Genomic DNA, 22,963 nt, shown 5'->3' with positions numbered 1-22,963 from the left:
CGGTGGACGGGGTGGCTCAGCGGCTCAGCGGCACCAGGGTGAGCAGGCGGTCCCGGACCGGCGGGCCCGCCTCGTCGGCGGCGTCCGGGTCGGGCTGCACCTCGCTGCGCCAGGCGACCAGCATGGCCCGGCGCTCGCGGGGCGTGGTGCCGCCCCACACGCCGTGGCAGTCACCCACCTCCAGCGCCCAGGCCAGGCAGGAACCCTGGACGTCGCAGCTGCGGCAGAGCGCCACGGCCGCGTCGGCCGGCTCGTTCGGCGCCGGAAAGAACGTCTCCGGATCGACGCTCTGACAGGTGCCTCTGGTGCGCCACGCCTCGTCCTGCCGGCGCTCCCGTAGGGCACGCAACAGCCGTGGATCTCGTCGTGCTGCGGCCACTTCGTGCGGACGGGGCATACGTGCCCGGGTCATCCACCCACCTCCCCCGTGGGACCGGCAAGATCGATGGACGTCGTCCGCCCCCTGCGAATCGACGCCCACTACCGGCGCTGTGTTGTATCGCACTTCCGAACGTCAATACAAGGGGTTACGGCGAATGTGGGGCGACAAGCACGGAACTTTTCATCCGCAACTCTGGCAAATCACTCCTGCCAATGCCCCGGCCGTCAGAAGAGCGTCAACTCCCCGTGCTCGCCCGCGCGCGCGGGCGGCACCGGCACGGCCACGCGCTCGACGAGGTGCGGGCCGTCGTTGCGGACGTCCCCGACCGCCGGCCCCACCGGCCGCACCTCGAGCCCGGCGAGCCACTCCGGCGGCGGCGCAGCGAGCAGGCCCTCCGGCTGCGCGCTCGGCGCCAGCCAGGCGCCCCACCGCTCGCGCGGCAGCAGCAGCGGCATCCGGTCGTGCACCTCGGCCAGCTCGCCGAGGGCGGCCGTGGTCAGCACGCTGCACGTCAGCAGCGGACCGCCGGGCCCCTCCCACACCGACCAGATGCCCGCGAAGGCGAGCACGGAGCCGTCCCGGGGCGTCATGTAGAACGCCTGCTTCCCGCCCGGGTGGCGGACCCACTCGTACCAGCCGTCGGCCGGGACGAGGCACCGCCGACGGGCGAAGGAGCCCGCGTACGCCCGGCTCGTGGCCACCGTCTCGGCCCGGGCGTTGATCATGCGGGCGGCGCCGGCGGGCGACCGGGACCAGGCCGGGACCAGGCCCCAGCGGCCGAGCGACAGCGCGCGGTGACCCTCCGGGGCGACCCGGACCAGCGGCACGGGATCGGTGGGAGCGACGTTGTGGTCCGGGCCGAGCCGGCCGTCCGTGTCGTCGTACGACTCGAACAGCGCGCTCAGGTCGCCCGCGGACCGGGTCGTCGCGTACCTCCCGCACATGTCGCACACGCTAACCCGCCGGGCACCGCTCGGCTGTCCCGCTGACCGGGAGTACGGCCGGGCGGACGGCGTGGCCCGGCAGCGGAGACGGCAGAATGTAACCGTGGGGAATCTGACGGCGACCCGGCCGCTGCGACCGTGGACCGCTCCGACCGCGTCGGATCCGGTCTCGGCGACGCTGCGCCTGCCGGGCTCCAAGTCACTGACCGCGCGCGCCCTGGTCCTCAGCGGCCTGGCCAGCGGTCCGTCGACGCTGGCCGGCCCGCTGCGGGCGCGGGACACCGAGCTCATGGCCGGCGGGCTGCGGGCGATGGGCGCACACATGTCGATCAGCGACGACGCGCGCTGGCTGGTCCGCCCGCACCCGCTCGTCGGGCCGGCGCACGTCGACGTCGGTCTCGCCGGCACGGTGATGCGGTTCCTGCCCCCGGTCGCCGGTCTGGCCGACGGGCGGATCACGTTCGACGGCGACCCGGAGGCCCGGGTACGCCCGCTCGGGCCGCTCATCGGCGCCCTGCGCGGCCTCGGGGTCCGGGTCGACACCCCGCCCACCGGCAGCCTGCCGCTGACCGTGCTCGGCACCGGCCGGGTCACCGGCGGGGAGGTCGTCATCGACGCCTCCGCGTCCAGCCAGCTCGTCTCCGGGCTGCTGCTCGCCGCGCCGCGCTTCGACCGGGGCGTCGTGGTCCGGCACGTCGGGCCGCCGGTACCGTCCGCGCCGCACCTGCGCATGACCGTGCAGATGCTGCGGGCCGCCGGCGCCGCCGTCGACGACACCACCCCCGACGTGTGGGCCGTCGAGCCCGGCCCGCTGGCCGGCCGAGGCTGGGAGATCGAGCCGGACCTGTCGGGAGCGGTGCCGTTCTTCGCCGCCGCCCTGGTCACCGGCGGCGAGGTCACCGTCCAGGGTTGGCCGCGCGGCAGCGCCCAGCCGGTCGAGCGGCTGCGTGCGCTGTTGCAGGCGATGGGCGGCGAGGTGACCCTGTCCACGGCCGGGCTGACCGTCCGTGGCACCGGCGCCGTGCACGGCCTGACCGCCGACCTCTCCGACGTCAGCGAACTCACCCCGGTACTCACCGCGCTGGCCATGCTCGCCGACTCACCGTCGCGGTTCACCGGCGTCGCCCACATCCGGGGCCACGAAACCGACCGGATCGCGGCGCTCGCCCGCGAGTTCGGCGCGTTGGGCGCCGACCTCACCGAGTCCCACGACGGGCTGGAGATCCGGCCCCGGCCGCTGCGCGGCGGGGTGTTCGAGACGTACCACGACCACCGCATGGCACACGCCGCGGCGGTCGCCGGGCTGGCCGTGCCGGGCATCGACCTGAGCGACGTGGCCTGCACCTCCAAGACGATGCCGGAATTTCCGGCACTATGGTCAGCGATGGTGACCGGCAAGAGCTGACGCGACGGGGGGCGGTCCTGGCGACCAGACGACGCGAGTACGACGAGGACGACGTCCGGGTCCGGCCCGGGAAGTCCTCGCGCCCGCGTACGCGGATGCGCCCCCGCCACGCCGACGCGGTGGACGGGTTCGTCACCGCCGTCGACCGGGGCCGGTACACGTGCGTGCTGCCCGGCGCCGGCCCCGACGCGCCGCCCGTGACCGCGATGCGTGCCCGCGAGCTGGGGCGCAAGTCCGTGGTGGTCGGCGACCGGGTGGGGCTGGTCGGTGACACGTCGGGGGCGGCCGGGGCGCTGGCCCGGATCGTCCGGATCGCCGAGCGCAGCTCGGTGCTGCGCCGCACCGCCGAGGACGACGCGACCACCGCCGAGGGCCGGCTGGAGCGGGTGGTGGTCGCCAACGCCGACCAGCTCGTCATCGTCAGCGCGCTCGCCGACCCGCCGCCCCGGACCGGGTTCATCGACCGGTGCCTCGTGGCGGCGTACGACGCCGACGTCGAGCCGCTGCTCTGCCTCACCAAGGCCGACCTCGCCGGCCCGGAGGCGGTGCTCGGGTACTACGCCGAGCTGGAGCTCCCGTACGTGCTGATCCGCCCGGACTCGGAGCTGGACGCGCTGCGCAGCCTCCTCGCCGGGCGGATCTCCGTGCTGGTCGGGCACTCCGGGGTGGGCAAGTCGACGCTGGTCAACCGCCTCGTCCCGGACGCCGCCCGCGCGGTCGGCCAGGTCAGCGCGATCGGCCGGGGCCGGCACACGTCGACCAGCGCGGTGGCCCTGCGGCTGCCGCGGCTGACCGGCCGCGACGACGATCCCGGTTGGATCATCGACACCCCGGGGGTGCGCAGCTTCGGGCTCGCCCACGTCTCCGCCGACAGCCTGCTGCACGGGTTCCCCGACCTGGTGGAGGGCACCGTCGACTGCCCGGCGAACTGCCCGCACACCGCCGACGAGGAGGCCTGCGGCCTGGACGCCTGGGTGGCCGCCGGCAAGGCCGACCCGCGTCGGCTGGCGTCGTACCGTCGGCTCCTCGCCTCGCGCGCCGGGGAGAGCGACCCGCGCGGCGAGCCCGACCCGCGAAATCCCGGCGACCCGCCGGCCGGTGCCTGACCCGGCCGCCGCTACCGTCTGCGACATGACCGGGTACGCCGACGACCTCGCCCTCGCCCACCGCCTCGCCGACGCCGCCGACGCGGTCGCCACCGCGCGGTTCCGTGCGCTCGACCTGCGCGTCGACGCGAAGCCCGACCTCACCCCGGTCTCCGACGCGGACACCGCCGTGGAGCGGGCGATCCGTGCGCTGCTCGCCACCCACCGGCCCGGCGACGGCCTGCTGGGCGAGGAGTACGGCGAGCAGCCCGCGACCGGTCCGGACGGGCGGCGCTGGGTGGTCGACCCGATCGACGGCACCAAGAACTTCATCCGGGGCGTACCGGTGTGGGCCACGCTCATCGCGCTGCTCGAGGGGGACCGCCCGGTCGCCGGGCTGGTCTCCGCGCCGGCGCTGGGCCGCCGCTGGTGGGCGGCGCTCGGCGAGGGCGCGTACGCCGGCCGCGACCTGGCCGGCGGCACGCCGATCCGGGTGTCCGGCGTGACCGACCTCGCCGACGCGAGCTTCTGCTACTCCTCGCTGACCGGCTGGGAGGAGACCGGCCGGCTGCCGGCGGTCCTGCAGATCATGCGGGACTCGTGGCGCAGCCGGGCGTACGGAGACTTCTACGGTTACATGCTGCTCGCCGAGGGCGCACTGGACGTGATGGTGGAGCCGGAACTGTCGCTGTGGGACATCGCGGCGCTGGTGCCCATCGTCACCGAGGCGGGCGGCACGTTCACCGACCTGGCCGGCCGTCCCGCACCTGGTGACGCCGCGTCCGGCGAGATCAGCGCGATCGCCACGAACGGCCCGCTGCACGCCGACATCCTCGCCCGCCTCGGTCGGGCAACCGCGCGCTGACTGCCGTCAACCTCTATCCTCGCCAGGTGGTCTCCTCCGGCTGGTGTTTCCTCGCGTCGATGATCGTCGCGTACGGCATCGCCAACCTGCTCCAGTCGGTCGCGGCGGCCCGCACCACCGTGCACCACAGTTTCGATCCGGGCCTGCTGCTGCGGCTCGCCGGCCACCGCACGTACCTGGTGGGTCTGGGATGCCAGGTGGCCGGGTTCGTGCTGGCCTTCCTGGCCCGGCGGGACCTGCCCCTCTTCCTCGTCCAGGCGAGCGTCGCCGCCGGGCTCGGCGTGACCGCCGTACTCGGGGTGCTCCTGCTCAAGTGGCGGCTGCCCGCCGCCGAGGTCGCCCTGCTGGTGCTGCTCTTCGGCGGGATCGCCGCGCTGGTGCTGTCGGCCCGGCCCGCGCCGTCGCGGCAGCTCGGCACCGCCGGCCTGGTCGCCCTGGTGGCGGCCCTCGGCGTGATCGCCGTGCTCGGTTTCTTCGCGGTACGCCTGCACGGCGCACCCGGCTCGGTGGCGCTCGGTTCGCTGGCCGGGTTGGCCTTCTCCGCCGCTGCCGTGGCGGCCCGGCCGTTGGCCTCCGCGGCCTCCGCGGAGGCGTTCCTCCGCGACCCGCTGCTCTACCTGCTCATCGTGCACTCAGTCGTCGGTCAACTGCTGCTCGGCCTGGCCATGCAGCGCGGCTCGACCACGGCTGCCGTTGCGGCGATGGACGCCGCCGGGGCGGTGCCCGCGGCGATCGTCGGGCTGCTGCTGCTCGACGACAAGATCTGGCCGGGGCGGGAGTGGCTGGCCGCCGTCGGGTTCCTGGTCACCCTCGCCGCGGTGATCGGTCTGACCCGGTACGCGGAGCCGCAGCACCACCACCGGGTCGCCGGGGAACGGGAACCGGCGATGGTGGGGGCCGGCCGCGTGGGCTGAGCACCCGGCCGGTGGGCACGGCCTGCGCCGGGCGGGCGTCCCGGCCGCCCGACGGCGTCAGGCCGCCTCGACCGGTCTCCGGCGGCCGACCACCCGCTCGTAGAGCCGTTCCAGCGCGCCGGCGGTCCGGTCCCAGGTGTAGCTGCACCGCACCCGGTCCACCGCCGCGTGGCCGTACGCGAACCGCCCGGCGTTGTCGGCGAGCAACCGGCGCAGCGTCACCCCGAGGGTCCGGACGTCGCCCGCCGGCACCAGCCGCCCGGTCACCTCGTCGACGACCGCGTCGGCGATCCCGCCCATCGCGTAACCGACGACCGGTACGCCGCAGGCCATCGCCTCCAGCGACACCCGCCCGGCGGTCGAGTAGCGCGGGGTGCAGGCAACCACGTCGGCCGAGCGGTACCAGGTGGCCATCTGCTCGTGCGGCACCGCCCCCACCAGGGTCACCTGGTCGGCCACCCCGCTGCGCTCGGCCACCTCCCGAAGGTGGCGCGCCTCGGCGTGCCCGGCGAGCTGCTCGGCGGGCGGGCCGCCGGCGATCACCAGCTCGGCGTCCCCGACCAGCCGCATGGCACGGATCAGGTCCTCCTGGCCGTGGCCGGGGTCCAGGGCGCCCACGGAGAGGATCCGGGCTCGCGCCTCGCGCGGCGCCGCCTCGCCGTCGGGATGGAACTGCCCGGTGTCGACGCCGGGGGGCACCAGCGCCACCGACGTGCGTTGCAGGCCCATCCGGGTCAGCTCGTCGACCTCGTCGTTGGACTGGGCCACGGCGATGTCGACCGCCCGGATGAGCGCGCGCTCCAACGGGATCCGCTCCTCCGGCGCGTCGTAGCGGGGACCGAGGTGGCGGAGCTGTTCCACGCCGAGCGAGTGGAAGGTCTGCACGACCGGGATGTCGGTCTCGCGGACCGCGTGCGCCGCGGCCAGCCCGCCCACCCAGTAGTGGCCGTGCACCACCTCGGGTGCCCACTCCCCCGCCCAGCGGTCGGCCAGCCAGCGGCCGAACTCGGCGACGTGCGGGACCAGCTCGGCGGTGGGCAGGCCCGCGGCGGGACCGACCGGGACGCGCTCGACGAGGTAACCGTCGACCGTCTCGGTCGCCGGCTGGTCGGGGGCGTCGCGGCGCTCGTACACCCGGACGTCGTGGCCCCGGACGGCCAGCTCGGCGGCCACCCGCGCGATGTGGTGGTGGGTCCCGACGGCCGGGCCGCCGGCACGCCGCGACGGGTCGGCGTGCGCGCAGACGAGGCCGACGCGCATGGGTCACCTCCAGGCGATCTTCTCCGCGTTGCTCCTCCCGGTCAGAGGGTCCCATTAACCCCGGGTCGGGGAGCCGAAACCTGGCAGATCGGAAAGAGGCTGACGGGTGCCGCGCATAATTGTCCCCCGGCAATGGTCAAGGGCCTTGGATCCCGGCAAGGTTCTCCGCATGACCCCCACCCGGTGGGGTACGGGCGGAGAATGCCTCTCACCCGAAGACTCGCCGACGCCGTCGTGGTGATAACCGGGGCCTCCAGCGGGATCGGCACGGCCACCGCGTACGCGCTCGCCCGCCGGGGCGCCGCCGTCGTGCTGGCCGCCCGCAGCGACCCCGCCCTGCATCAGGTCGCGCAGCGCTGCCTCGAACTCGGCGGGCGCGCCGCCGCCGTCCCGACCGACGTGACCGACCCGGCGGCCGTGGAACAGCTCGCGGAGCGGGCGGTGGCGGAGTTCGGCCGGATCGACGGCTGGGTCAACAACGCCGCGGTCAGCGCCGTCGGGCTGTTCGACGAGATACCCGTCGAGGAGTTCCGCCGGGTGCTGGAGGTCAACCTGCTCGGCACCGCGTACGGCATCCGCGCCGCGCTGCCCCACCTCGGTGCGGGGGGCGGAGGCGTGATCGTGAACAACGCCTCAGTACTCGCCGAGGTCGCCATGCCGTACCAGTCGGCGTACAACGCGACGAAACACGGGATCCGCGGGCTGGCCGACACGGTCCGTCAGGAACTGCGTGTCACGGGCCGGGGCGACATCTCGATCTGCACGGTGCTGCCCGCCACGATCGACACACCGTTCTTCCGGCACGCGGCCAACCACAGCGGCCGGGAGCTGGTGCCACCGCCACCCGTGTACCCGCCCGAGATGGTGGCGCAGACGATCGTCCGGATGCTGCGGCGGCCCCGCCGGGAGGCGTACGCGGGGGGCGCCGCCCGCCTCATCGGCCTCCAGTGGCGGGTCGCCCCGGCGCTCGCCGAACGGGCGCTCGGCTGGTACGCCCACCGCACCCAGTTCGGGCCGGCCGCCCGCCTCGACAGCACCGGGAACGTCTTCTCGCCCGACGCCGCCGCCGAGCGCCGCGGCGGCTGGCACGGCCGGCGCCGGCAGCTGGTCCGGATGGGCGCCGCCTTCGGGCTCGCCGCCGCCGGCACGGCCGTCGGAACGGTCGCCGCGATGACCCGACGCGGCCGGGCGGATCGCTGATGGACCGCGTCGAACAGCCGGATGCGCGGCTCGGGACGGGCGGGCACAATAAGACGATCATGCCGACCGACGTGCGCTGCCTGGTGGAGACGGACGAGTCCTCCGGGGTGGTCCGGGTCAGCGGCGTGCTCGACGCGTCGAGCACCGGCACGGTCCGGGACGCGCTGCTCGGGCGGCTCAGCGACCGGCCCGGCCCGCTCGTGGTCGACGTGACCGGGCTGCGGGCGACCGATCCGGCGACGTGGGACGTCTTCGGCGAGATCCGTCGGGCGGTCCTCGACTGGCCCGCCGCCGACCTGTTGCTCTGCGACCCGTCCGGTGCGGCACGGAACGTGCCGGCCTGGCCGACGCTCGACGGCGCGTTGGCGTCCCTCGCGGCCACACCGCTCGCCGCCGTGCTCACCGCCGACCTCGAGCCGGTGGTGGCGGCCGCCCGGCAGGCCCGTCAACTGCTCGGCGAGGGCTGCGACCGCTGGGGCGTGCCCGAGCTGACCGAGCCGGGCACCATCGCCGTCACCGAGATGGTCAACAACGTGGTCGCCCACGCCCGGACCCCGATGACCGTCCGGCTGGCCCCCCGCGACAGCGCGCTGCACGTGGCGGTCCGCGACCACTCGTCCCGGCTGCCCGCCTTCACCGGGTTCGCGCCGCCGCACACCGCCGGCGGGCGGGGGCTGCTGCTGATCGACACGGTGTCCGAGCGCTGGGGCGCCACGCCCGTACCGGACGGCAAGGTCGTCTGGTGCGTTCTGCACCCCGAGCACCACCCCTGACCACCTCGGCGGGCGGTTACGGGGTGGTGGGCAGTGGGTAGAGCACTGGCATGCGCGACGACGAGTACCCGACCCCCGTGTCCGATCCCGAGGCGGAGGGCCTGCCCGACACCGCCGACGACGACTCGACCGCCAACGACGACGTCCTGACCGGGCGTGAGGCGGACGGCCCGGAGCCGGCCCAGCTGCCCGGCGACCGGACGCCGGTGGCGGTCGACCGGTTCGGGACCACCGCCGACGAGCAGCTCGACGGCGAGTCGCTGGACTACAAGCTCGGCCGGGAACAGTACGAGCGTCCCGCCGACGACCCGCTGGCCGGCCCGGTCGACCCGGACATCGCCGCCGAGGCGGACAGCGAGGAGCAGGCCGCCCAGGCCCAGCTCGACGCCGACGTGATCGATCCGGGGCCGACGTCCGACCCGAGGTCGCCGGTGTCGCTCTACGACCACGGCCAGCTCGGCAGCACCGCCGACGCGCAGGTGGGCCGGTTGGTGGAACCGGACGAGGGTGCCCACACCGACCAGGAGACCGACTCGATCGCGTACGACGCCGGGGCGGCCGGTGGCGGCGCGACCGCCGAGGAGCTGGCGATCCACGAGACGCGCCCACCACACTCGGTCTGAACCAGCCGCGCCTGCGGCGTCGTCTGGGGGGCGCGGAGGCTGTCGGGACACCACGCTGTGGCGCTTCCCGACCGCCGCTCAGTCGTCGAGCCCCCGCTCGATCGCGTACCGGGTGAGCTCGACCCGGTTGTGCAGGTGGAGCTTGCCCAGCGTGTTCTGCACGTGGTTCTGCACGGTCCGGTGCGAGATCGCGAGCCGCTCGGCGATCTGCTTGTACGACATCCCCTTGGCCACCAGGCGCAGCACCTCGGTCTCCCGTTCGGTGAGCCGGGGTGTGCCCGCCGATTCCCGGTCGGGAGCGGGCGGGCCGGCCGCCAGTCGGCGGTACTCGCCAAGGACCAGACCGGCCAGCCCGGGTGTGAACACCGGCTCCCCCGCCGCCGTCCGCCGCACCGCCTCCAGGAACTCCGCCGGGGCCGCGGACTTCACCAGGTAGCCGGTGGCGCCCGCCTTCACCGCGTCCAGCACGTCCTGCTGTTCGCCGCTGGCGGACAGCATCAGGACCCGAACCTCGGGCAGCGCGGCGCGCAGCCCGCGGATCACCTCCACTCCGGAGACGTCCGGCAGTTGCAGGTCGAGGACGACCACGTCGGGTCGCGCGGCGGGCGCCACCCGGACCGCCTGACGTCCCTTGCCCGCGGTCGCCACCACCTCGTGACCGGCCTCGGTCAGGTCGCGGGCCACACCTTCCCGCCACATCGGGTGGTCGTCGACCACCATCACCCGTACCACGCCGCCTCCTTCCACCGTGCTGCGACCCGGAGCACTCCCCGGCTCATCCTCGGGCCGCTCCCCGGGGTCGGCGCCCGGCCGTGGCGGGACGTCGAGCCGCGGCCCATGTGCCGCCTCACGTCCGCTGCCGGGGAACGGTCAACTCGACCTCGGTGCCCGCGCCCGGGGTGGAGGTGATCCGGACCGACCCGCCCAGCTCCTCGATGCGCCCCCGGATGGACCGGGCCACCCCCAGCCGCCCCTGCGCCGCCGCCTCGGCCAGCCGGCCGTCGGCGAAGCCCGGGCCGTCGTCGCGGACCGACACCGTGACCGTGTCCTCCTCGTCCTCGACGAGCACCCACGCCCGGCCGCCGGCGTGCCGGGCCACGTTGTCGAGGGCGGCGGCCGTCGCCGCGGCCAGTTCCCGGGCCACCGGGGCGGGCAGCGGCACCGGGCCCGCCGGCGCCGACAGCGAGACCGACGGCGACGCGTACCGCCCGAGCAGCCCGCGCAGGTCCGCCGGCCCGTCGTCGGCCGGTGGTGCTGCGGCGCCGGCGATCAGGGCGCGCAGCGCCGCCTCCTGCTCGCCGGCGAGCCGGGCCAGCTCGGCGGCCTCACCGTCGAGGTGGGCGCCGCGGCGCTGCACGAGCGCGAGGACCTGGAGCACGGAGTCGTGGATGTCGCGGGCGAGCCGCTCCCGCTCCCGGGTGGCGGCCTCCAGCTCGACGGCCCGTTGCAGCCGCTCCTCGGCGGTCACCGCGAGCCGGGCCACGTGCCCGACCACCACGCCGGCGAGGAGCAGCAGGATCACGCCTGTGAGCGAGGACTCGCCGATCCGCTCCCGGGTGGCGAGGTCCCCCGCACCGACCACCAGCGCGGCCACCGTGCCCCGGCGCCGGCCGCCGGACACCGCCCAGGCCAGCACCGGGCCGGCGAGCCAGGCCACGCCCAGGGTGGGGACACCGGCGGCGAGCGCCGCCCGTCCGACCACCCACGGGCTGGCCAGGACGACGCCGAGGACGACACCGAGGTCGGCCACGAGCAGCGGCCAGCCACGCCGGGACGGGCGCGGGTACGCGGCCGCGGTCAGCACCGTCCAGGCCGCCATCACCAGGACCACGGCGGCGGCGGCGAGGGGGTGGGCGTACCGGTCCGCGTGGCGTACGGCCACCACGCACACGTACGCGAGGGACGCCACCCGGAACACGGCGATGGCCCGCCAGAGCGGGACCTCGAAACCACCCGGGGACGTCGGCACGGTCGACACGATGCCACAGCGCGACGAGCAATCGGCGGGCCCGACTGGTGCGCGTCGAGAAACGCTGACGTACGGTGGAAATGCCGCGAAAGACAACGAGATCCGCTGCGGGGACGGGGCCATGACAAACGCAGAACCGCACGCACCGCGTACGGTTGTGCCCATCGACTCTCCCCTCCTGATCGCCGAAGCCTTCGACCAGGCTCAGGTGACCGAGCTACGGCACTCGGTCACCTCTTGCGCGCACGCCTCCGGTCTGCGGGGGCAGCGGCTGGACGACTTCGTGCTGGCGGTCAACGAACTGATCACCAATGCGGTCCGGCACGGCGGCGGCCACGGCTGGCTGCGGTTGTGGCGGCAGCGGGGCGCCCTGCTCTGCGAGGTCGCCGACCACGGGCACGGGATCAGCACGCAGCAGCTCCACGACCGCAGCCGGCCGGCGGCGGACATGGCGGGCGGCTGGGGCCTGTGGCTGGCCCGCGAGCTGAGCGACTCGATGGAGATCGATACCGGCGCGGCCGGCACGACCGTCCGCATCACCACGGCCCTGACCCCGGCACCCCAACCCACCCGCGACTGACCTTCGGGTCGCCGTCACGTCACTCAGGTCCGGTGTGCCGGGGCCGGGGAGCGCAAGATCGCGGAGTGCGGGGCGGGTCAGCCGAACAGGGCGCTCACCGACTCGCCGTTGTGGATGCGGCGCACGGCCTCGGCCAGGGCCGGCGCGACCGAGAGGACCTGCAGCTTCGGCACCCGCTTGTCGGCCGGGATCGGGACCGTGTTCGTGCAGACGATCTCCAGCACCCCCTCCTGGTCGCTGAGCCGTTGCAGCGCTCCGCTGGAGAAGAGACCGTGGGTGCAGGCCAGCCGGATCGAGCGGACGTTCAGCTTGCGCAGGTGCTCCATCAGCTCGACCACCGTGCTGCCCTTGGCGATCTCGTCGTCCAGCACGATCACGTCCCGGTCGGCGACGTCGCCGATGACCGCGCTGATCTGGACCCGGTCGTCGCTGAAGCGCTGCTTCGCACCGGCGGCGACCGGCGTGCCGAGCCGGCGGGCGAACGCGGCGGCCTCCTTGGCGTTGCCCAGGTCCGGGGAGACCACGACGGTGTTGCTCAGGTCGTGACCCTTGAAGTGGAGGGCCTGCTCGCGCAGCGCGTGCAGGTGGTCGACCGGGACGCTGAAGAAGCCGTGGACCTGCGGCGAGTGCAGGGTCATCGCGAGCACGCGGTCCGCGCCGGCCGAGGTGAGCAGGTCCGCGACCAGCCGGCCGCCGATCGAGATGCGCGGCGCGTCCTTCTTGTCCGACCGGGCGTACGCGTAGTGCGGCAGCACCACGGTGATCCGGCCGGCCGACGCGCCCCGCGCCGCGTCGATCATGAGCAGCAGCTCGACCAGGTGCTCCTGCACCGGTGGCACCAGCGGCTGGATCAGGAAGACGTCCCGCTCCCGGCAGTTGGCCTGCAACTGCACTTCCAGGCAGTCGTTGGCGAACCGGGAGACCCGGACCGGGTACAGCGGGACGCCGAGGTGGGTGCAGATCTCGGCGGCGAGTTCGGGGTGGGCGGTTCCGCTGAAGACGGCGATGTCACGCACGTCCACACATCGTACGGACGGCGGGCCGGGAGCGGTCTGTCGGCCGCCGAGCGCGTCCCCCGGGCGGGGTGGTGTCGACCGCTCAGCCCGCGGACCTGACCAGCTCGACGAAGGAGCGCCACGCCGAAGGCGCGAAGGTCAGGACGGCGCCGCCGCGGTCCGTGGAGTCGCGGACCAGCACCCGGTCGGGCAGGTTGTCGGCCACCTCGACGCAGGTGTCCCCGCCGTTGCCGGACCGGCTCGACACCCGCCACCGAGGGGTGGGGGCAGTGTTCACAGCTCGCTCACCAGCTTCCCGATCAGCTCGACGGACACGCCCGCGGGGAGGGCCTCGCTGAGCAGCGTGTCCCACATGACCCTGATGGTATCGACGGCGTCCGGCCGGTCGACAACCTGACCGTAGACTCCGTCCACATAGGCCACCTCGTCCCCGTCCGGGAGCGTGGCCAGCACGAAGCCGCCGGCCAGCCCGGGGTGCGCGCCGACGGCGGCCGGGACGACGTAGAGCCGGATGTGCGGCAACGCGGCCAGCTCGACCAGCCGCTCCAGCTGCGCCCGCTGGACCTCCCGGTCACCGACCACCCGGCGCAGGGCGCCCTCGTCCACGACCGCGGTGAACCGCTTCGGCTCCGCACCGGTCAGCAGCGCCTGGCGGGCCATCCGGCCGGCGACGAGCTGGTTCACCTCTCCGGGGGTGTGCGTGCCCTGGGCGCTGAGCACCGCGTGGGCGTACGCCTCGGTCTGCGTCAGACCGGGCACCAGCGACGGCTGAGAGGTGCGGAGGGCGACCGCGTCGGCCTCGATCCCCCGCCACGGCGCGAACCAGGCTGGTGACTGCTGCCGGGCCGCCGCCGCCAGCAGCTCGGCGAGCAGGCCGCCGGTGCCCAGCGCCTCGTCCGCCGCCGTGGCGAACTGGGGCGTCGGCCGACGCCGGCCCGTCTCGATCGCCGCGATGGTGGACGGACTCCACCTGATCAGTTCCGCGAGGGCCTCCTGGGAGACGCCCGCGCTGGCGCGGGCGGCCTTGAGCGCCCTGATCCACATGTCGCCGTTCATCCGACCGTCCCGAGAGCCGCACGAGCACCGAAGGTGACGAGAGCATCCTCGACGGTCACCGGCCGGTGGGTCCAGCCCGACCCGGAGAATCGGGGTATCGGGTCAGTCCCAGCGCCCTCCGGTGAGCTTCTCGTACACGTCGACGTAGCGGGCCCGGGTGGCCTCGACGACCTCCGCCGGCACCTCCGGCGCCGGGGCCCGCCGGTCCCAGCCGCTGTCGGTGGCCCAGTCCCGGACGTACTGCTTGTCGTACGAGAACTGGGCGCGCCCCGGCTGGTACGACTCCGCCGGCCAGAACCGGGACGAGTCCGAGGTCAGCAGCTCGTCGCCGACCATCAGGGTGCCGTCGGCCGCCCAGCCCAGCTCGATCTTGGTGTCGGCGATGAGGATCCCCCGGTCGGCGGCCAGCTCGGCTCCCCGCCGGTACAGGTCAAGGGTGATCCCGCGCAGCCGCTCGGCGGTCTCCGCGCCGACCTTGTCCACCACCTCGGCGAAGGTCATCGGCTCGTCGTGCTCCCCCACCGGCGCCTTCGTGGAGGGGGTGAAGATCGGCTCCGGCAGGATCGACGCCTCGACCAGCCCGCGCGGCAGCTCGACGCCGGAGACCGCGCCCGTGCGCTGGTACTCGGCGAACCCGCCGCCGGTCAGGAACCCCCGGGCGACGCACTCCACCGGCACCATCTCCAGCCGCCGGCACCGGATCGCGCGGCCGGCGAACTCGGCCGGCACGTCGGTCGCGGAGATCACGTGGTTCGGCACCAGGTCGGCGAGCTGCTCGAACCACCACAGCGAGAGCGCCGTGAGCAGCTTGCCCTTGTCCGGGATCGGCGTCGGCAGCACCACGTCGTAGATCGAGATGCGGTCGGAGGCGACCAGGATCAGGTCCTCGCCGTCGGCGTAGACGTCCCGGACCTTGCCCGAGTGCAGAAGTTCCACGCGGCCTAGTACACCACGTGGCCTGCGTACGGCCCGCGCCGGTGGCCCGGGGTGAGCGGGCTCGCCGGCCGGGCCGGCACCCGGCGGCCGCCTGGGTCAGCGGGGGCCGCCGCCGCGGCGGTTGCGCATCATGCGGAGGATCAGGAACACGATCACGGCCACCACGGCCAGGCAGCAGAGCAGCCCGAGGAACCCGAAGCCGCCACCACGGCGCCGCCGGACGGCCTCGACCGCCATCTCGCCCGGGCCGGTGGACGCCCAGGCGGCCACGGGGACGAACACCGACAGGACCACCGCACCGAGGACCGCGCCCAGCCGGCCCCACCACTTGCCGAAAGCAGACATGGCCCCATCCTCGCCGAGAAGCGCAACCGCGGCACGGCAGACGGCCCGGATGAGCGTGTCGACCCCCGGTCCGGCCCAGCGTGGACACGACGAAGGCCCCGGAGGAATCTCCGGGGCCTTCGGACGAGTAGCGGGGACAGGATTTGAACCTGCGACCTCTGGGTTATGAGCCCAGCGAGCTACCGAGCTGCTCCACCCCGCGTCGGCTTCACCACTGTACCCCATGGCGCTCCGCCATGATCCGCCACCCCCGGACGGGGTGGAAGCACCCGTGGCGGCGACCGGAATGACCGGACCGGCGCCCGGACACGACGAAGGCCCCGGAGGAATCTCCGGGGCCTTCGGACGAGTAGCGGGGACAGGATTTGAACCTGCGACCTCTGGGTTATGAGCCCAGCGAGCTACCGAGCTGCTCCACCCCGCGTCGGTCCGTCAACCGTATCGCACCACCCCGGCCCGCCGCAAAACGACCGGCCAGACGCCGGAAACGTGGAGGATTCCGGCGGGCCGGAATCCTCCACGCGTCGTCAGCGCCGGCCGAGCCAGGACTCGATCGCGGCCACCGCGCGGCGGCTGTCGGCGTCGACCTGCGCACGCTCGGCGGAGGTGCCCTCCCAGCCCTGCTCCCACAGGATCGTCACCACGTCGTCGACCTGGACCGCGCGGATCAGCCGCACCTCCTCGCCGCCGACCGGGTTGCCCTCGAGGTCGCGGGCGTCCGACCGGATCTCGAAGAGCACCGAGGCGTCGCCGTAGCCATGGTCGTCGAGCAGCCGCAGCCGGTACGTCGCCGGGTTGTCCCCGCCCGTACCCTGCTGCTCCGGGCAGGCCCGGACCGCCTCGCGCAGCTCGCGCAGCGCGTCGTCGGCCCCACCGGGCTTGTAGATCGTGATGCTGTGCACGTAACTGCCGTCGGGGACGTAGTCCGACGGTGTCTCGGCCATCTTGTAGGCGAGGTGCCGGCTCCGACGCTGCACGATCGCGTCGTCGCTGGGGAAGCGCGCCTTGCACAGCGACGGCAGCACCTCGGCGTCGACGAAACTCTCGACCCCCTTGTCGTTCGCCGCCGCGAGCCGGAAGAAGGCCCGATCCGGGATCGAGGTCGGGCCCGGCCGAGCCGGGGGCATCGAGTTCGACGCCGACGTCTGCGGCGTACCGCTGGGGCTCGCCGACGAGGGCGCGGACGGCGGGGTCGGCGCCGGGGCCGTCGGCCCGCCCGGCGGCGCCACCGGGGCCGGCTCGGCGGAGAACCCGATCCGGGTGCCGGTCGCCACTCCGGCGACCAGGACCGCCGCCGCGACAGCGGTGCCGGTCATCCGGATCCGGGCACGCCGGTCGGCGGCACGCCGCAGGGTCTCCGGAACGGGCAGGGCACGGGTGTCCGCCTCGTCGGCGAGCGACCGGTAGAAGTCGGACAGGTCACGCGACATCGTTCGCCTCCAGTCGCTCGTCGGTGAGGTCGGGCAGGAGAGCCGCCAGCCGGGCACGTCCCCGGGACAGCCAGGACTTCACGGTGCCGGTGGGCACGTCCGTCTCGCGGGCGATGTCCTCCACCGACATGTCGTAGAGGTAGTGCAGGGCGAGCGCCTGCCGCTGCGCGGCCGGGAGCTGCCGGAGCGCACCGACCAGCAGCACGCTGTCCTCGTTCGGGGGTGGAACCGGGTCGGGTGGGCCGGTACGGCGGACCAGGGCGCGCCAGCCGGTCAGCCGACGCCAGCGGTCGGTGGCCAGCCGGGACACCACCAGCCGCAGCCACGCCTCGGGCGCCGGATGCGTGGTGAGCCGGCCCCACTGCCGCCAGGCCCGGGCGTACGCCTCCTGCACCAGGTCCTGCGCCTCGCTGTGGTCGCCGGTGACCGCGTAGCCGTAGCGGAGCATCCGGTGCGCGGTGCTCCGGTAGAACTCGTCGAACCGCTCCGCGTCCCTCATGTCGCCATCACGTGTCCCCAAGGTCCGTCACTGTCGTTGTCCTGAAAACGGGACGGCCGTCCCGCGGGTTGCACCTGCAGGTGTCGAAAAGACGACGGCGCCCCCGGATCCACTCGCGGGATCCGGGGGCGCCGCCGGTCGCGGTGCGCGTCAGCCGCCGGCCCTCGGGGAGGCGCTGCCGGTCGGCGCCGGTGTCCCGCCGGGTGCCGGCGTCGGCGCGGCCGCCCCCTGTGCCTGCTGGAAGGCGGTGATCGCCTCGTCGAGCGCCTTCAGCGCCCGCCCGTACCGTTCGAAGTCGCCCGAGGCCTGCGCGGCGCGGACCTCCGTGATGGCGGTCTGGACACGGTTCGCGGCCTCGGCCAGCTCACCGGTGAGCGGGGGCGGCGTGGCGCCCGGACTCGGCGTGGGCGGCGGGGTCTCGCCGGTCGGCGGCGGCGGGGTGGGCGTGGCGCCGGCCCGCTTGCCCTGCTCGACGAGCTGCTTGATGCCGTCGGTGAGGTTGTCGGCCAGGACGACGTACGAGCCGCCGTCGCCGTACGACAGGAGCACCTTCTGGAGCAGCGGGTACGCGTCCTGCTGGTTGCTCTTCACGTAGACCGGCTCGACGTAGAGCATGCCGTTGCCGAACGGCAGGGACAGCAGGTTGCCGTACTGGACCTGCGCCTGGTTCGACGAGAGCAGGTTGAGCTGCTGCCGGATCTGGGCGTTGTTGGTCATCTGCTGGTGCACCTGCACCGGACCGGAGATGCGGGTCTGGTCCGGCAGCTCCAGGACCTCCAGCCGTGGCTGCCCGTCCACGTACGAGCCGGAGATCAGCGCGGCCAGGTTCTGCCGGCCGTTCGGGGTGACCGCGGCGGTGAGCTGGAACCGCGGGGACTCCTGCCCCGGGAACTGGGTGAAGAGGTAGTACGGGGGCTGCTTCTGCCCGCTGTCCGGTGCGTCCGGCACGTTCGGCACCTGCCAGAAGTCCTGGCCGGAGTAGAAGTCGCCGGGGTTGGTCACGTGGAACCGGGTGAGCAGGTTGCGCTGCACCTTGAACAGGTCGGCCGGGTAGCGGAAGTGCGCGCTCAGGTCGGCCGGGATCTCCGCCTTCGGCTTGACCAGGTCACCGCCGAAGGCCTTGTTCCAGGCCTTGAGCACCGGGTCGCTGTCGTCGAACTCGTACAGCGTGACGGTGCCGTCGTACGCGTCGACGGTCGCCTTCACCGAGTTGCGGATGTAGTTGACGTTCTCCCGGGCCAGCTGGAAGGTGCCCCGGTTGGTCAGCTCGTCGGTGGTCTCGGTCTGGAGGTTGATCCGCTCGGCGTACGGGTAGGTGGCGGCGGTGGTGTAGCCGTCGATGATCCACTGAACCCGGCCACCGACGACCGCCGGGTACGGGTCGCCGTCCACGGTGAGGAACGGGGCGACCTTCTCCACCCGCTCGCGGGGGTTACGGACGTAGAGGAGCTTCGAGTTCTCGTTGACCGCCTCGGAGAGCAGGAAGTTCGACTCCTGCTCCTTGATGGCGTAGAGCAGCCGGCGGGGGAACGAGCCGATCTCGACGCCACCGGAGCCGGTGTACGTGTAGTACGACTCGGGCCCGTTGTCGCCGCCCTCGCCCACCGGCCGGTCGAACTCGGCCGGGTTCGCCTCGGGGTCGGACTTGCCGACGATGGCGTAGTCGCCCTCCTCCATCCGCTCCCCGTAGTAGATGCGCGGCTGGCTGGCCGGGATCTGCTCGGTCTGCGAGGCGCACGCCTCCTGCGACTTCTCACCGAGGAAGCCGCTGACGAAGAACGGCTGGCCGCCGCAGACGACCTGGTTGGCCGGGGCGGCCACCAGGCCGTACCCGTGGGTGTAGACGGTGTGGCGGTTGATCCAGTTGCTCTGCTGAGCGGTCAGCTCGCTGTAGTTGATCTCGCGGACACCGACCACGTAGTCCTGGGTCCTGCCGCTGACCGTGTAGCGGTCGATGTCGAGCTTGGGACCGAAGTCGTAGAAGCCGCGAACCTGCTGGAGCTGAGTGTACGTCTCGCTGACCAGCTGCGGATCCAGCAGGCGGGCGTTCGGCACGACCGCGGTGTCCGTGGCCAGCGTCGCCGGCGGCGTCAGGTTGCTCGCCGCGTACGGCGTGGTCTCCGCGCCGGTCAGGCCGAACGCCGCCCGGGTCGCGTCGATGCTGCGCTGGATGTACGGCGCCTCCTTGTCCCGGGCGCTCGGCTTCACCTCGAACGTCTGCACCGCCCACGGGTAGATGCCGCCGATCGCGACCGCGGAGACGCCGAGCAGGGCCAGGGAAATGCCCGGCCAGACCAGGTTCCGCAGCCAGGCGTTCGAGAAGATGATGATCGCGATCGCCACGACGACCGAGATGTAGGCCAGGATCTCCTTCGCCGGGAGCAGCGCGTTGACGTCGGCGTACCCGGCGCCGTACACGTTGGCGCCGTCGTTGTACTCCAGCAGCATGGCCCGCCGGTCCAGCACGTACGCGATGGCCTTGAGCAGCACGAAGACCGCGACCAACGTGCTCAGGTGGGCGCGCGCGGCGTTGCTCATCCGGTCGCCGACGCCCTGGAGCCGGACGCCGCCGAAGATGTAGTGGACGGCGAGCGCGCCGATCAGCGCCAGCACCACGGCGGTGAAGCCGACCCCCAGCAGGTAGCGCCAGAACGGCAGTTCGAAGACGTAGAAGCCGATGTCGACCCCGAACTCCGGGTCCTTGACACCGAAGTTGCCACCGTTGCGGAAGAGCAGCCACTGGTTCCACCGGCTCTGCGCCGACAGCCCGGCGAAGAGGCCGACCACGGCGGCGACCAGCGCGATCCAGATGCCGAGCCGCGGGCTCAGCAGCATCCGGTAGCGCTCCAGGGTGGCCTGCTCCGGGGACTGCGGACGCAGCCGAGGCCGCAGCCGGTGGGCCAGCCAGAGGTTGCCGCCCACGACGACCGCCATGCCGAGCCCGACCGCGAGGAAGAGCAGCAGCCGGGTGGCGAGCACGCCCGTGAAGACCTGCTTGTAGTCGACCTCGCCGAACCACAGCCAGTCGGTCCACGCCTGTACACCCCAGCCGAGCAGGGTGAAGAGCACGAACACCCCGACCAGGACACCGATCGTGACGCGTCCGCGTCGGCTCATCCTCGGCAGGGGGGCGCTGCTACGCATGACCACTGTTGGCTCCGCACGCTCGATGTGATCGGCTCCGACCAGGCAACCAGAGTACGGGGTCTTCCTGAACGTGTCGGTCCACGGTCACGTCGGGTGGCGCGCCGTGGTCAGCAACGGGGTGCGTCACCGCCCGTACGCAGTGCCTCCAGGGCCGTCAGCGCGTCGTCGAGCGTGGCGACTCTGATCAGCGGCAGGTCGGGCTGCGGGTTGCGGGCGGCCTCGGCGCAATTGTCGGCCGGGACCAGGAACGCGGTGGCGCCCGCGTCCTTCGCGCCGACCAGCTTCTGCGCGATGCCGCCGATCGGGCCGACCCGTCCCTCGTCGTCGATCGTGCCGGTACCGGCGATGATCCGGCCGCCGGTCAGGTCCTCCGGACGCAGCTTGTCGATGATGCCGAGGGCGAACATGAGGCCGGCGCTCGGGCCGCCGATGTCCTCCAGGTCGATGGTCAGCGTGAACGGGTGCGGCTGCTGCTGGTCGATCTCGACCCCGATGCGGGGCCGGCCGTCCTGCTCCCGGCTGGTGATCCGGGCGGTCGCGGCGGCGCCGTTCCGGGTGTAGCCGATCTCCAGGGCGGTCCCCGCCGGCTTGGCGCGGATCAGCTCGGTGAGCCGGGCCGCCACCGTGACGGGCTGCCCGTCGACCGAGGTCACCACGTCGCCGGGCTTGAGGACGCCGTTCGACGGGCCGTCCGCGGCGACCGTCTTGACCACCACCTGCACCGGGTACCCCAGCTCGCGCAGCGCCGCCGTCTCGGCGCTGGTCTGGGAGACCTTGAAGTCCTCCGCGTTGCGTTCCTCGACCTCCTCCTGGCTCTCCCCCGGCGGGTACACCAGCTCGCGGGGCACCACCGCCTCGTCGTCGGAGAACCAGCCCTGGATGGCCGAGCGCAGCTTGACCGAGGGCTGCACCCCCACCGTGGTCAGCCGCAACTGCCCCGCCGACGTGGAGGTCTCCCGGCCGGTGATCTGGATGACCTCCTTGCCGTTCTCGGCGCCCAGCGTGTTGACGGTCGGGCCGGGGCCGAGCACCACGTACGGGATGGGCGCGGCCAGCACGCCGATGCTGAGCAGGGTGGTGAGCAGGGCACCGAGCAGGACGGTCACGCCGCGACGTCTCATGCGGCAGAGCGTACCGACCGGTCCGGTTCACCCCGCCGGACGAGCCGGGACTTCGCCCTGAGCGCAACGCCAGCAGGCGCGACCTGGGGCGCGGCGCGCGTACCGTAGACCTCGTGCCTGATATTCCGTTCGGTTTCGCGCTCCCGGGTGGGCAACCGCCAGACCCCAACGACCCTGCACAGATGCAGCAGTTCATGTCGCAGTTGCAGCACCTGCTGTCGGCGCCCGGCAGCGGCCCGGTGAACTGGGACCTGGCCCGCCAGGTGGCCGCGAGCCAACTCGCCGCGTCGGGCGACCCGGCGGTCTCGCCGTACGAGCGCAACGCGGTGGAGGAGGCGCTCCGCCTGGCCGACCTGTGGCTGGAGCCGGCGTCGGCGCTGCCCTCGGGCATCCACACCTCGGTCGCGTGGAACCGGAACGAGTGGATCTACAAGACGCTCGACGTCTGGCGCAAGCTGTGCGACCCGGTGGCCAGCCGGATGGTCGGCGCGATGGGCGACCTGGTGCCGCCGGAGGCGCGCGCCCAGCTCGGCCCGATGCAGTCGATGGTGGCCACCCTCGGTGGCGCGCTCTTCGGCGGCCAGCTCGGCCAGGCCCTCGGCTCGCTCGCCGCGGAGGTGCTCTCCGCCGGCGACATCGGGCTGCCGCTCGGCCCGGCCGGCACGGCCGCGCTGATCCCGGCCAACATCCGGGAGTACGGCGCCGGCCTGGAGCTGCCCGAGGACGAGGTCCGCCTCTACGTGGCGCTGCGCGAGGCCGCCCACCAGCGGCTCTTCGAGCACGTGCCGTGGCTGCGTGGGCACGTGCTGAGCGCGGTGGAGATGTACGCCTCGGGCATCCGGGTCAACCGGGAGGCGATCGAGGAGGCGATGGGCCGGGTCGACCCGACCGACCCGGAGTCGATGCAGGCGATCGCCCTGGAGGGCATCTTCACGCCGGAGGACAGCCCGGCGCAGAAGGCGTCGCTGGCCCGGCTGGAGACCGCGCTCGCCCTGGTCGAGGGCTGGGTGTGCCACGTGGTGGACAGCGCGGCCGGCGGCCGGCTGCCCAACGTCGTCCGGCTCGGCGAGGCGTTCCGGCGGCGCCGGGCCGCGGGCGGGCCGGCCGAGCAGACCTTCGCCGCCCTGGTCGGCCTGGAGCTGCGCCCGCGCCGGCTGCGGGAGGCGGCGGCGCTGTGGGCGGCGCTCACCGAGCACCGGGGCATCGCCGGCCGGGACGCCCTGTGGGGCCACCCCGACCTGCTGCCGTCCGACGACGACTTCGCCGACCCGGTGGCCTTCGCCCGGTCCCAGCTGGACCTCGGGGAGCTGGAGAGCTTCGACTTCAGCGCGCCGGGCGGGCCGGAGGAGAAGGCCCCGGGCGAGTCGGACGAGGGGCCCGGAGCGTCACCGGAGCGCTGACGAGCCTGATCGT

At 73.7% G+C, this 22,963-nt stretch carries 23 protein-coding genes and 2 tRNA genes; 9 read left to right on the top strand and 16 right to left on the bottom strand.

Annotation, left to right across the window (positions count from 1 at the left end; genetic code table 11):
• Nucleotides 1-16: 16 nt before the first annotated feature.
• On the bottom strand, nucleotides 17-412 hold the full coding sequence (locus tag AB0873_RS06380; RefSeq protein WP_155330434.1) for a WhiB family transcriptional regulator: 396 nt from the start codon (nucleotides 410-412) through the stop codon (nucleotides 17-19).
• 194 nt (nucleotides 413-606) lie between these two features.
• Nucleotides 607-1,326 (bottom strand): SOS response-associated peptidase, encoded by a 720-nt coding sequence (locus tag AB0873_RS06375; protein WP_366598694.1) that lies wholly within the window; start codon nucleotides 1,324-1,326, stop codon nucleotides 607-609.
• A gap of 103 nt (nucleotides 1,327-1,429) precedes the next feature.
• On the opposite strand from AB0873_RS06375, the gene aroA reads away from it, so the two are divergent.
• From aroA to AB0873_RS06355, 4 genes are all read left to right on the top strand, one after another.
• Nucleotides 1,430-2,731, top strand: coding sequence for a 3-phosphoshikimate 1-carboxyvinyltransferase (gene aroA / locus AB0873_RS06370; protein WP_155330432.1), 1,302 nt, complete (start codon nucleotides 1,430-1,432; stop codon nucleotides 2,729-2,731).
• 95 nt (nucleotides 2,732-2,826) lie between these two features.
• On the top strand, nucleotides 2,827-3,837 hold the full coding sequence (rsgA, locus tag AB0873_RS06365) for a ribosome small subunit-dependent GTPase A (RefSeq protein ID WP_366598789.1): 1,011 nt from the start codon (nucleotides 2,827-2,829) through the stop codon (nucleotides 3,835-3,837).
• Between the two features lie 25 nt (nucleotides 3,838-3,862).
• Nucleotides 3,863-4,681, top strand: coding sequence for a histidinol-phosphatase (gene hisN, locus AB0873_RS06360; protein ID WP_366598693.1), 819 nt, complete (start codon nucleotides 3,863-3,865; stop codon nucleotides 4,679-4,681).
• Nucleotides 4,682-4,707: 26 nt separating this feature from the next.
• On the top strand, nucleotides 4,708-5,595 hold the full coding sequence (locus AB0873_RS06355) for a hypothetical protein (protein ID WP_366598692.1): 888 nt from the start codon (nucleotides 4,708-4,710) through the stop codon (nucleotides 5,593-5,595).
• A 57-nt stretch (nucleotides 5,596-5,652) separates the two neighbouring features.
• On the opposite strand, the gene AB0873_RS06350 is transcribed toward AB0873_RS06355, so the two are convergent.
• Nucleotides 5,653-6,855, bottom strand: coding sequence for a glycosyltransferase (locus tag AB0873_RS06350; RefSeq protein WP_366598691.1), 1,203 nt, complete (start codon nucleotides 6,853-6,855; stop codon nucleotides 5,653-5,655).
• A gap of 201 nt (nucleotides 6,856-7,056) precedes the next feature.
• Here AB0873_RS06350 and AB0873_RS06345 point away from each other — a divergent pair, with 201 nt between their 5' ends.
• Genes AB0873_RS06345 through AB0873_RS06335 form a run of 3 tightly spaced genes read left to right on the top strand, consistent with a single transcriptional unit; the run spans nucleotide 7,057 to nucleotide 9,451 of the window.
• Nucleotides 7,057-8,055, top strand: coding sequence for an SDR family oxidoreductase (locus AB0873_RS06345; protein WP_366598690.1), 999 nt, complete (start codon nucleotides 7,057-7,059; stop codon nucleotides 8,053-8,055).
• A complete protein-coding gene (locus tag AB0873_RS06340; protein WP_366598689.1) occupies nucleotides 8,055-8,828 on the top strand; it encodes an ATP-binding protein in 774 nt (257 codons plus the stop codon). Before AB0873_RS06345 ends, AB0873_RS06340 begins: the two co-directional genes overlap by 1 nt.
• Before the next feature lie 50 nt (nucleotides 8,829-8,878).
• A complete protein-coding gene (locus AB0873_RS06335) occupies nucleotides 8,879-9,451 on the top strand; it encodes a DUF5709 domain-containing protein (RefSeq protein WP_155330425.1) in 573 nt (190 codons plus the stop codon).
• Nucleotides 9,452-9,529: 78 nt separating this feature from the next.
• Here AB0873_RS06335 and AB0873_RS06330 read toward each other — a convergent pair whose 3' ends face one another.
• Both AB0873_RS06330 and AB0873_RS06325 read right to left on the bottom strand, forming a co-directional pair.
• Entirely contained in the window at nucleotides 9,530-10,171 is a 642-nt protein-coding gene (locus tag AB0873_RS06330) for a response regulator transcription factor (RefSeq protein WP_366598788.1), read from the bottom strand.
• A 127-nt stretch (nucleotides 10,172-10,298) separates the two neighbouring features.
• The gene (locus AB0873_RS06325) at nucleotides 10,299-11,420 is read right to left on the bottom strand and encodes a DUF5931 domain-containing protein (RefSeq protein WP_366598688.1); all 1,122 of its coding nucleotides are present in this window, start codon (nucleotides 11,418-11,420) and stop codon (nucleotides 10,299-10,301) included.
• Between the two features lie 121 nt (nucleotides 11,421-11,541).
• On the opposite strand from AB0873_RS06325, the gene AB0873_RS06320 reads away from it, so the two are divergent.
• Nucleotides 11,542-12,000 carry an ATP-binding protein gene (locus tag AB0873_RS06320; RefSeq protein WP_366598687.1) on the top strand — a complete coding sequence of 153 codons (459 nt, stop codon included), beginning with the start codon at nucleotides 11,542-11,544 and terminating at the stop codon, nucleotides 11,998-12,000.
• A gap of 77 nt (nucleotides 12,001-12,077) precedes the next feature.
• On the opposite strand, the gene AB0873_RS06315 is transcribed toward AB0873_RS06320, so the two are convergent.
• The 11 genes from AB0873_RS06315 to AB0873_RS06265 form a co-directional block, all read right to left on the bottom strand.
• Nucleotides 12,078-13,016 (bottom strand): ribose-phosphate pyrophosphokinase, encoded by a 939-nt coding sequence (locus AB0873_RS06315; protein WP_366598686.1) that lies wholly within the window; start codon nucleotides 13,014-13,016, stop codon nucleotides 12,078-12,080.
• 82 nt (nucleotides 13,017-13,098) lie between these two features.
• Nucleotides 13,099-13,293, bottom strand: a complete 195-nt coding sequence (locus AB0873_RS06310) for a DUF397 domain-containing protein (protein ID WP_366598685.1) — start codon at nucleotides 13,291-13,293, stop codon at nucleotides 13,099-13,101.
• Nucleotides 13,290-14,072, bottom strand: coding sequence for a helix-turn-helix transcriptional regulator (locus AB0873_RS06305; RefSeq protein WP_366598684.1), 783 nt, complete (start codon nucleotides 14,070-14,072; stop codon nucleotides 13,290-13,292). Before AB0873_RS06305 ends, AB0873_RS06310 begins: the two co-directional genes overlap by 4 nt.
• 102 nt (nucleotides 14,073-14,174) lie before the next feature.
• Complete coding sequence (locus tag AB0873_RS06300) at nucleotides 14,175-15,008, bottom strand: phosphoribosylaminoimidazolesuccinocarboxamide synthase (protein WP_366598682.1); 834 nt, start codon at nucleotides 15,006-15,008, stop codon at nucleotides 14,175-14,177.
• A 96-nt stretch (nucleotides 15,009-15,104) separates the two neighbouring features.
• On the bottom strand, nucleotides 15,105-15,353 hold the full coding sequence (locus AB0873_RS06295) for a hypothetical protein (RefSeq protein ID WP_155330419.1): 249 nt from the start codon (nucleotides 15,351-15,353) through the stop codon (nucleotides 15,105-15,107).
• Between the two features lie 128 nt (nucleotides 15,354-15,481).
• A tRNA-Met gene (locus AB0873_RS06290) sits at nucleotides 15,482-15,555 on the bottom strand.
• A 148-nt stretch (nucleotides 15,556-15,703) separates the two neighbouring features.
• Nucleotides 15,704-15,777, bottom strand: a tRNA-Met gene (locus tag AB0873_RS06285).
• 103 nt (nucleotides 15,778-15,880) lie between these two features.
• Nucleotides 15,881-16,783, bottom strand: a complete 903-nt coding sequence (locus tag AB0873_RS06280) for a hypothetical protein (protein WP_366598681.1) — start codon at nucleotides 16,781-16,783, stop codon at nucleotides 15,881-15,883.
• Complete coding sequence (locus AB0873_RS06275) at nucleotides 16,773-17,282, bottom strand: SigE family RNA polymerase sigma factor (RefSeq protein WP_155330417.1); 510 nt, start codon at nucleotides 17,280-17,282, stop codon at nucleotides 16,773-16,775. Before AB0873_RS06275 ends, AB0873_RS06280 begins: the two co-directional genes overlap by 11 nt.
• 150 nt (nucleotides 17,283-17,432) lie before the next feature.
• Nucleotides 17,433-20,426, bottom strand: coding sequence for a UPF0182 family protein (locus AB0873_RS06270; protein WP_366598680.1), 2,994 nt, complete (start codon nucleotides 20,424-20,426; stop codon nucleotides 17,433-17,435).
• A 110-nt stretch (nucleotides 20,427-20,536) separates the two neighbouring features.
• Nucleotides 20,537-21,550 carry a PDZ domain-containing protein gene (locus AB0873_RS06265; RefSeq protein ID WP_366598679.1) on the bottom strand — a complete coding sequence of 338 codons (1,014 nt, stop codon included), beginning with the start codon at nucleotides 21,548-21,550 and terminating at the stop codon, nucleotides 20,537-20,539.
• Between the two features lie 182 nt (nucleotides 21,551-21,732).
• Between AB0873_RS06265 and AB0873_RS06260 the strand changes: the two genes are divergently transcribed.
• Nucleotides 21,733-22,950 (top strand): zinc-dependent metalloprotease, encoded by a 1,218-nt coding sequence (locus tag AB0873_RS06260; protein WP_366598678.1) that lies wholly within the window; start codon nucleotides 21,733-21,735, stop codon nucleotides 22,948-22,950.
• Nucleotides 22,951-22,963 lie beyond the last annotated feature (13 nt).

This window comes from Micromonospora sp. NPDC047707, from assembly GCF_040704235.1.
Classification (GTDB): domain Bacteria; phylum Actinomycetota; class Actinomycetes; order Mycobacteriales; family Micromonosporaceae; genus Micromonospora.
Note: the sequence above shows the minus strand (reverse complement) of the source record. Positions and strands in the feature narration are given on the sequence as shown.

Coding starts and splice junctions, on each gene's coding strand:
- AB0873_RS06380 (WP_155330434.1), bottom strand. CDS start 412: ATGACCCGGGCACGTATGCCCCGTCCGCACGAAGTGGCCGCAGCACGA.
- AB0873_RS06375 (WP_366598694.1), bottom strand. CDS start 1,326: ATGTGCGGGAGGTACGCGACGACCCGGTCCGCGGGCGACCTGAGCGCG.
- rsgA (WP_366598789.1), top strand. CDS start 2,827: ATGCGCCCCCGCCACGCCGACGCGGTGGACGGGTTCGTCACCGCCGTC.
- hisN (WP_366598693.1), top strand. CDS start 3,863: ATGACCGGGTACGCCGACGACCTCGCCCTCGCCCACCGCCTCGCCGAC.
- AB0873_RS06350 (WP_366598691.1), bottom strand. CDS start 6,855: ATGCGCGTCGGCCTCGTCTGCGCGCACGCCGACCCGTCGCGGCGTGCC.
- AB0873_RS06345 (WP_366598690.1), top strand. CDS start 7,057: ATGCCTCTCACCCGAAGACTCGCCGACGCCGTCGTGGTGATAACCGGG.
- AB0873_RS06340 (WP_366598689.1), top strand. CDS start 8,055: ATGGACCGCGTCGAACAGCCGGATGCGCGGCTCGGGACGGGCGGGCAC.
- AB0873_RS06335 (WP_155330425.1), top strand. CDS start 8,879: ATGCGCGACGACGAGTACCCGACCCCCGTGTCCGATCCCGAGGCGGAG.
- AB0873_RS06330 (WP_366598788.1), bottom strand. CDS start 10,171: ATGGTGGTCGACGACCACCCGATGTGGCGGGAAGGTGTGGCCCGCGAC.
- AB0873_RS06320 (WP_366598687.1), top strand. CDS start 11,542: ATGACAAACGCAGAACCGCACGCACCGCGTACGGTTGTGCCCATCGAC.
- AB0873_RS06305 (WP_366598684.1), bottom strand. CDS start 14,072: ATGAACGGCGACATGTGGATCAGGGCGCTCAAGGCCGCCCGCGCCAGC.
- AB0873_RS06295 (WP_155330419.1), bottom strand. CDS start 15,353: ATGTCTGCTTTCGGCAAGTGGTGGGGCCGGCTGGGCGCGGTCCTCGGT.
- AB0873_RS06280 (WP_366598681.1), bottom strand. CDS start 16,783: ATGTCGCGTGACCTGTCCGACTTCTACCGGTCGCTCGCCGACGAGGCG.
- AB0873_RS06275 (WP_155330417.1), bottom strand. CDS start 17,282: ATGAGGGACGCGGAGCGGTTCGACGAGTTCTACCGGAGCACCGCGCAC.
- AB0873_RS06270 (WP_366598680.1), bottom strand. CDS start 20,426: ATGCGTAGCAGCGCCCCCCTGCCGAGGATGAGCCGACGCGGACGCGTC.
- AB0873_RS06265 (WP_366598679.1), bottom strand. CDS start 21,550: ATGAGACGTCGCGGCGTGACCGTCCTGCTCGGTGCCCTGCTCACCACC.
- AB0873_RS06260 (WP_366598678.1), top strand. CDS start 21,733: ATGCAGCAGTTCATGTCGCAGTTGCAGCACCTGCTGTCGGCGCCCGGC.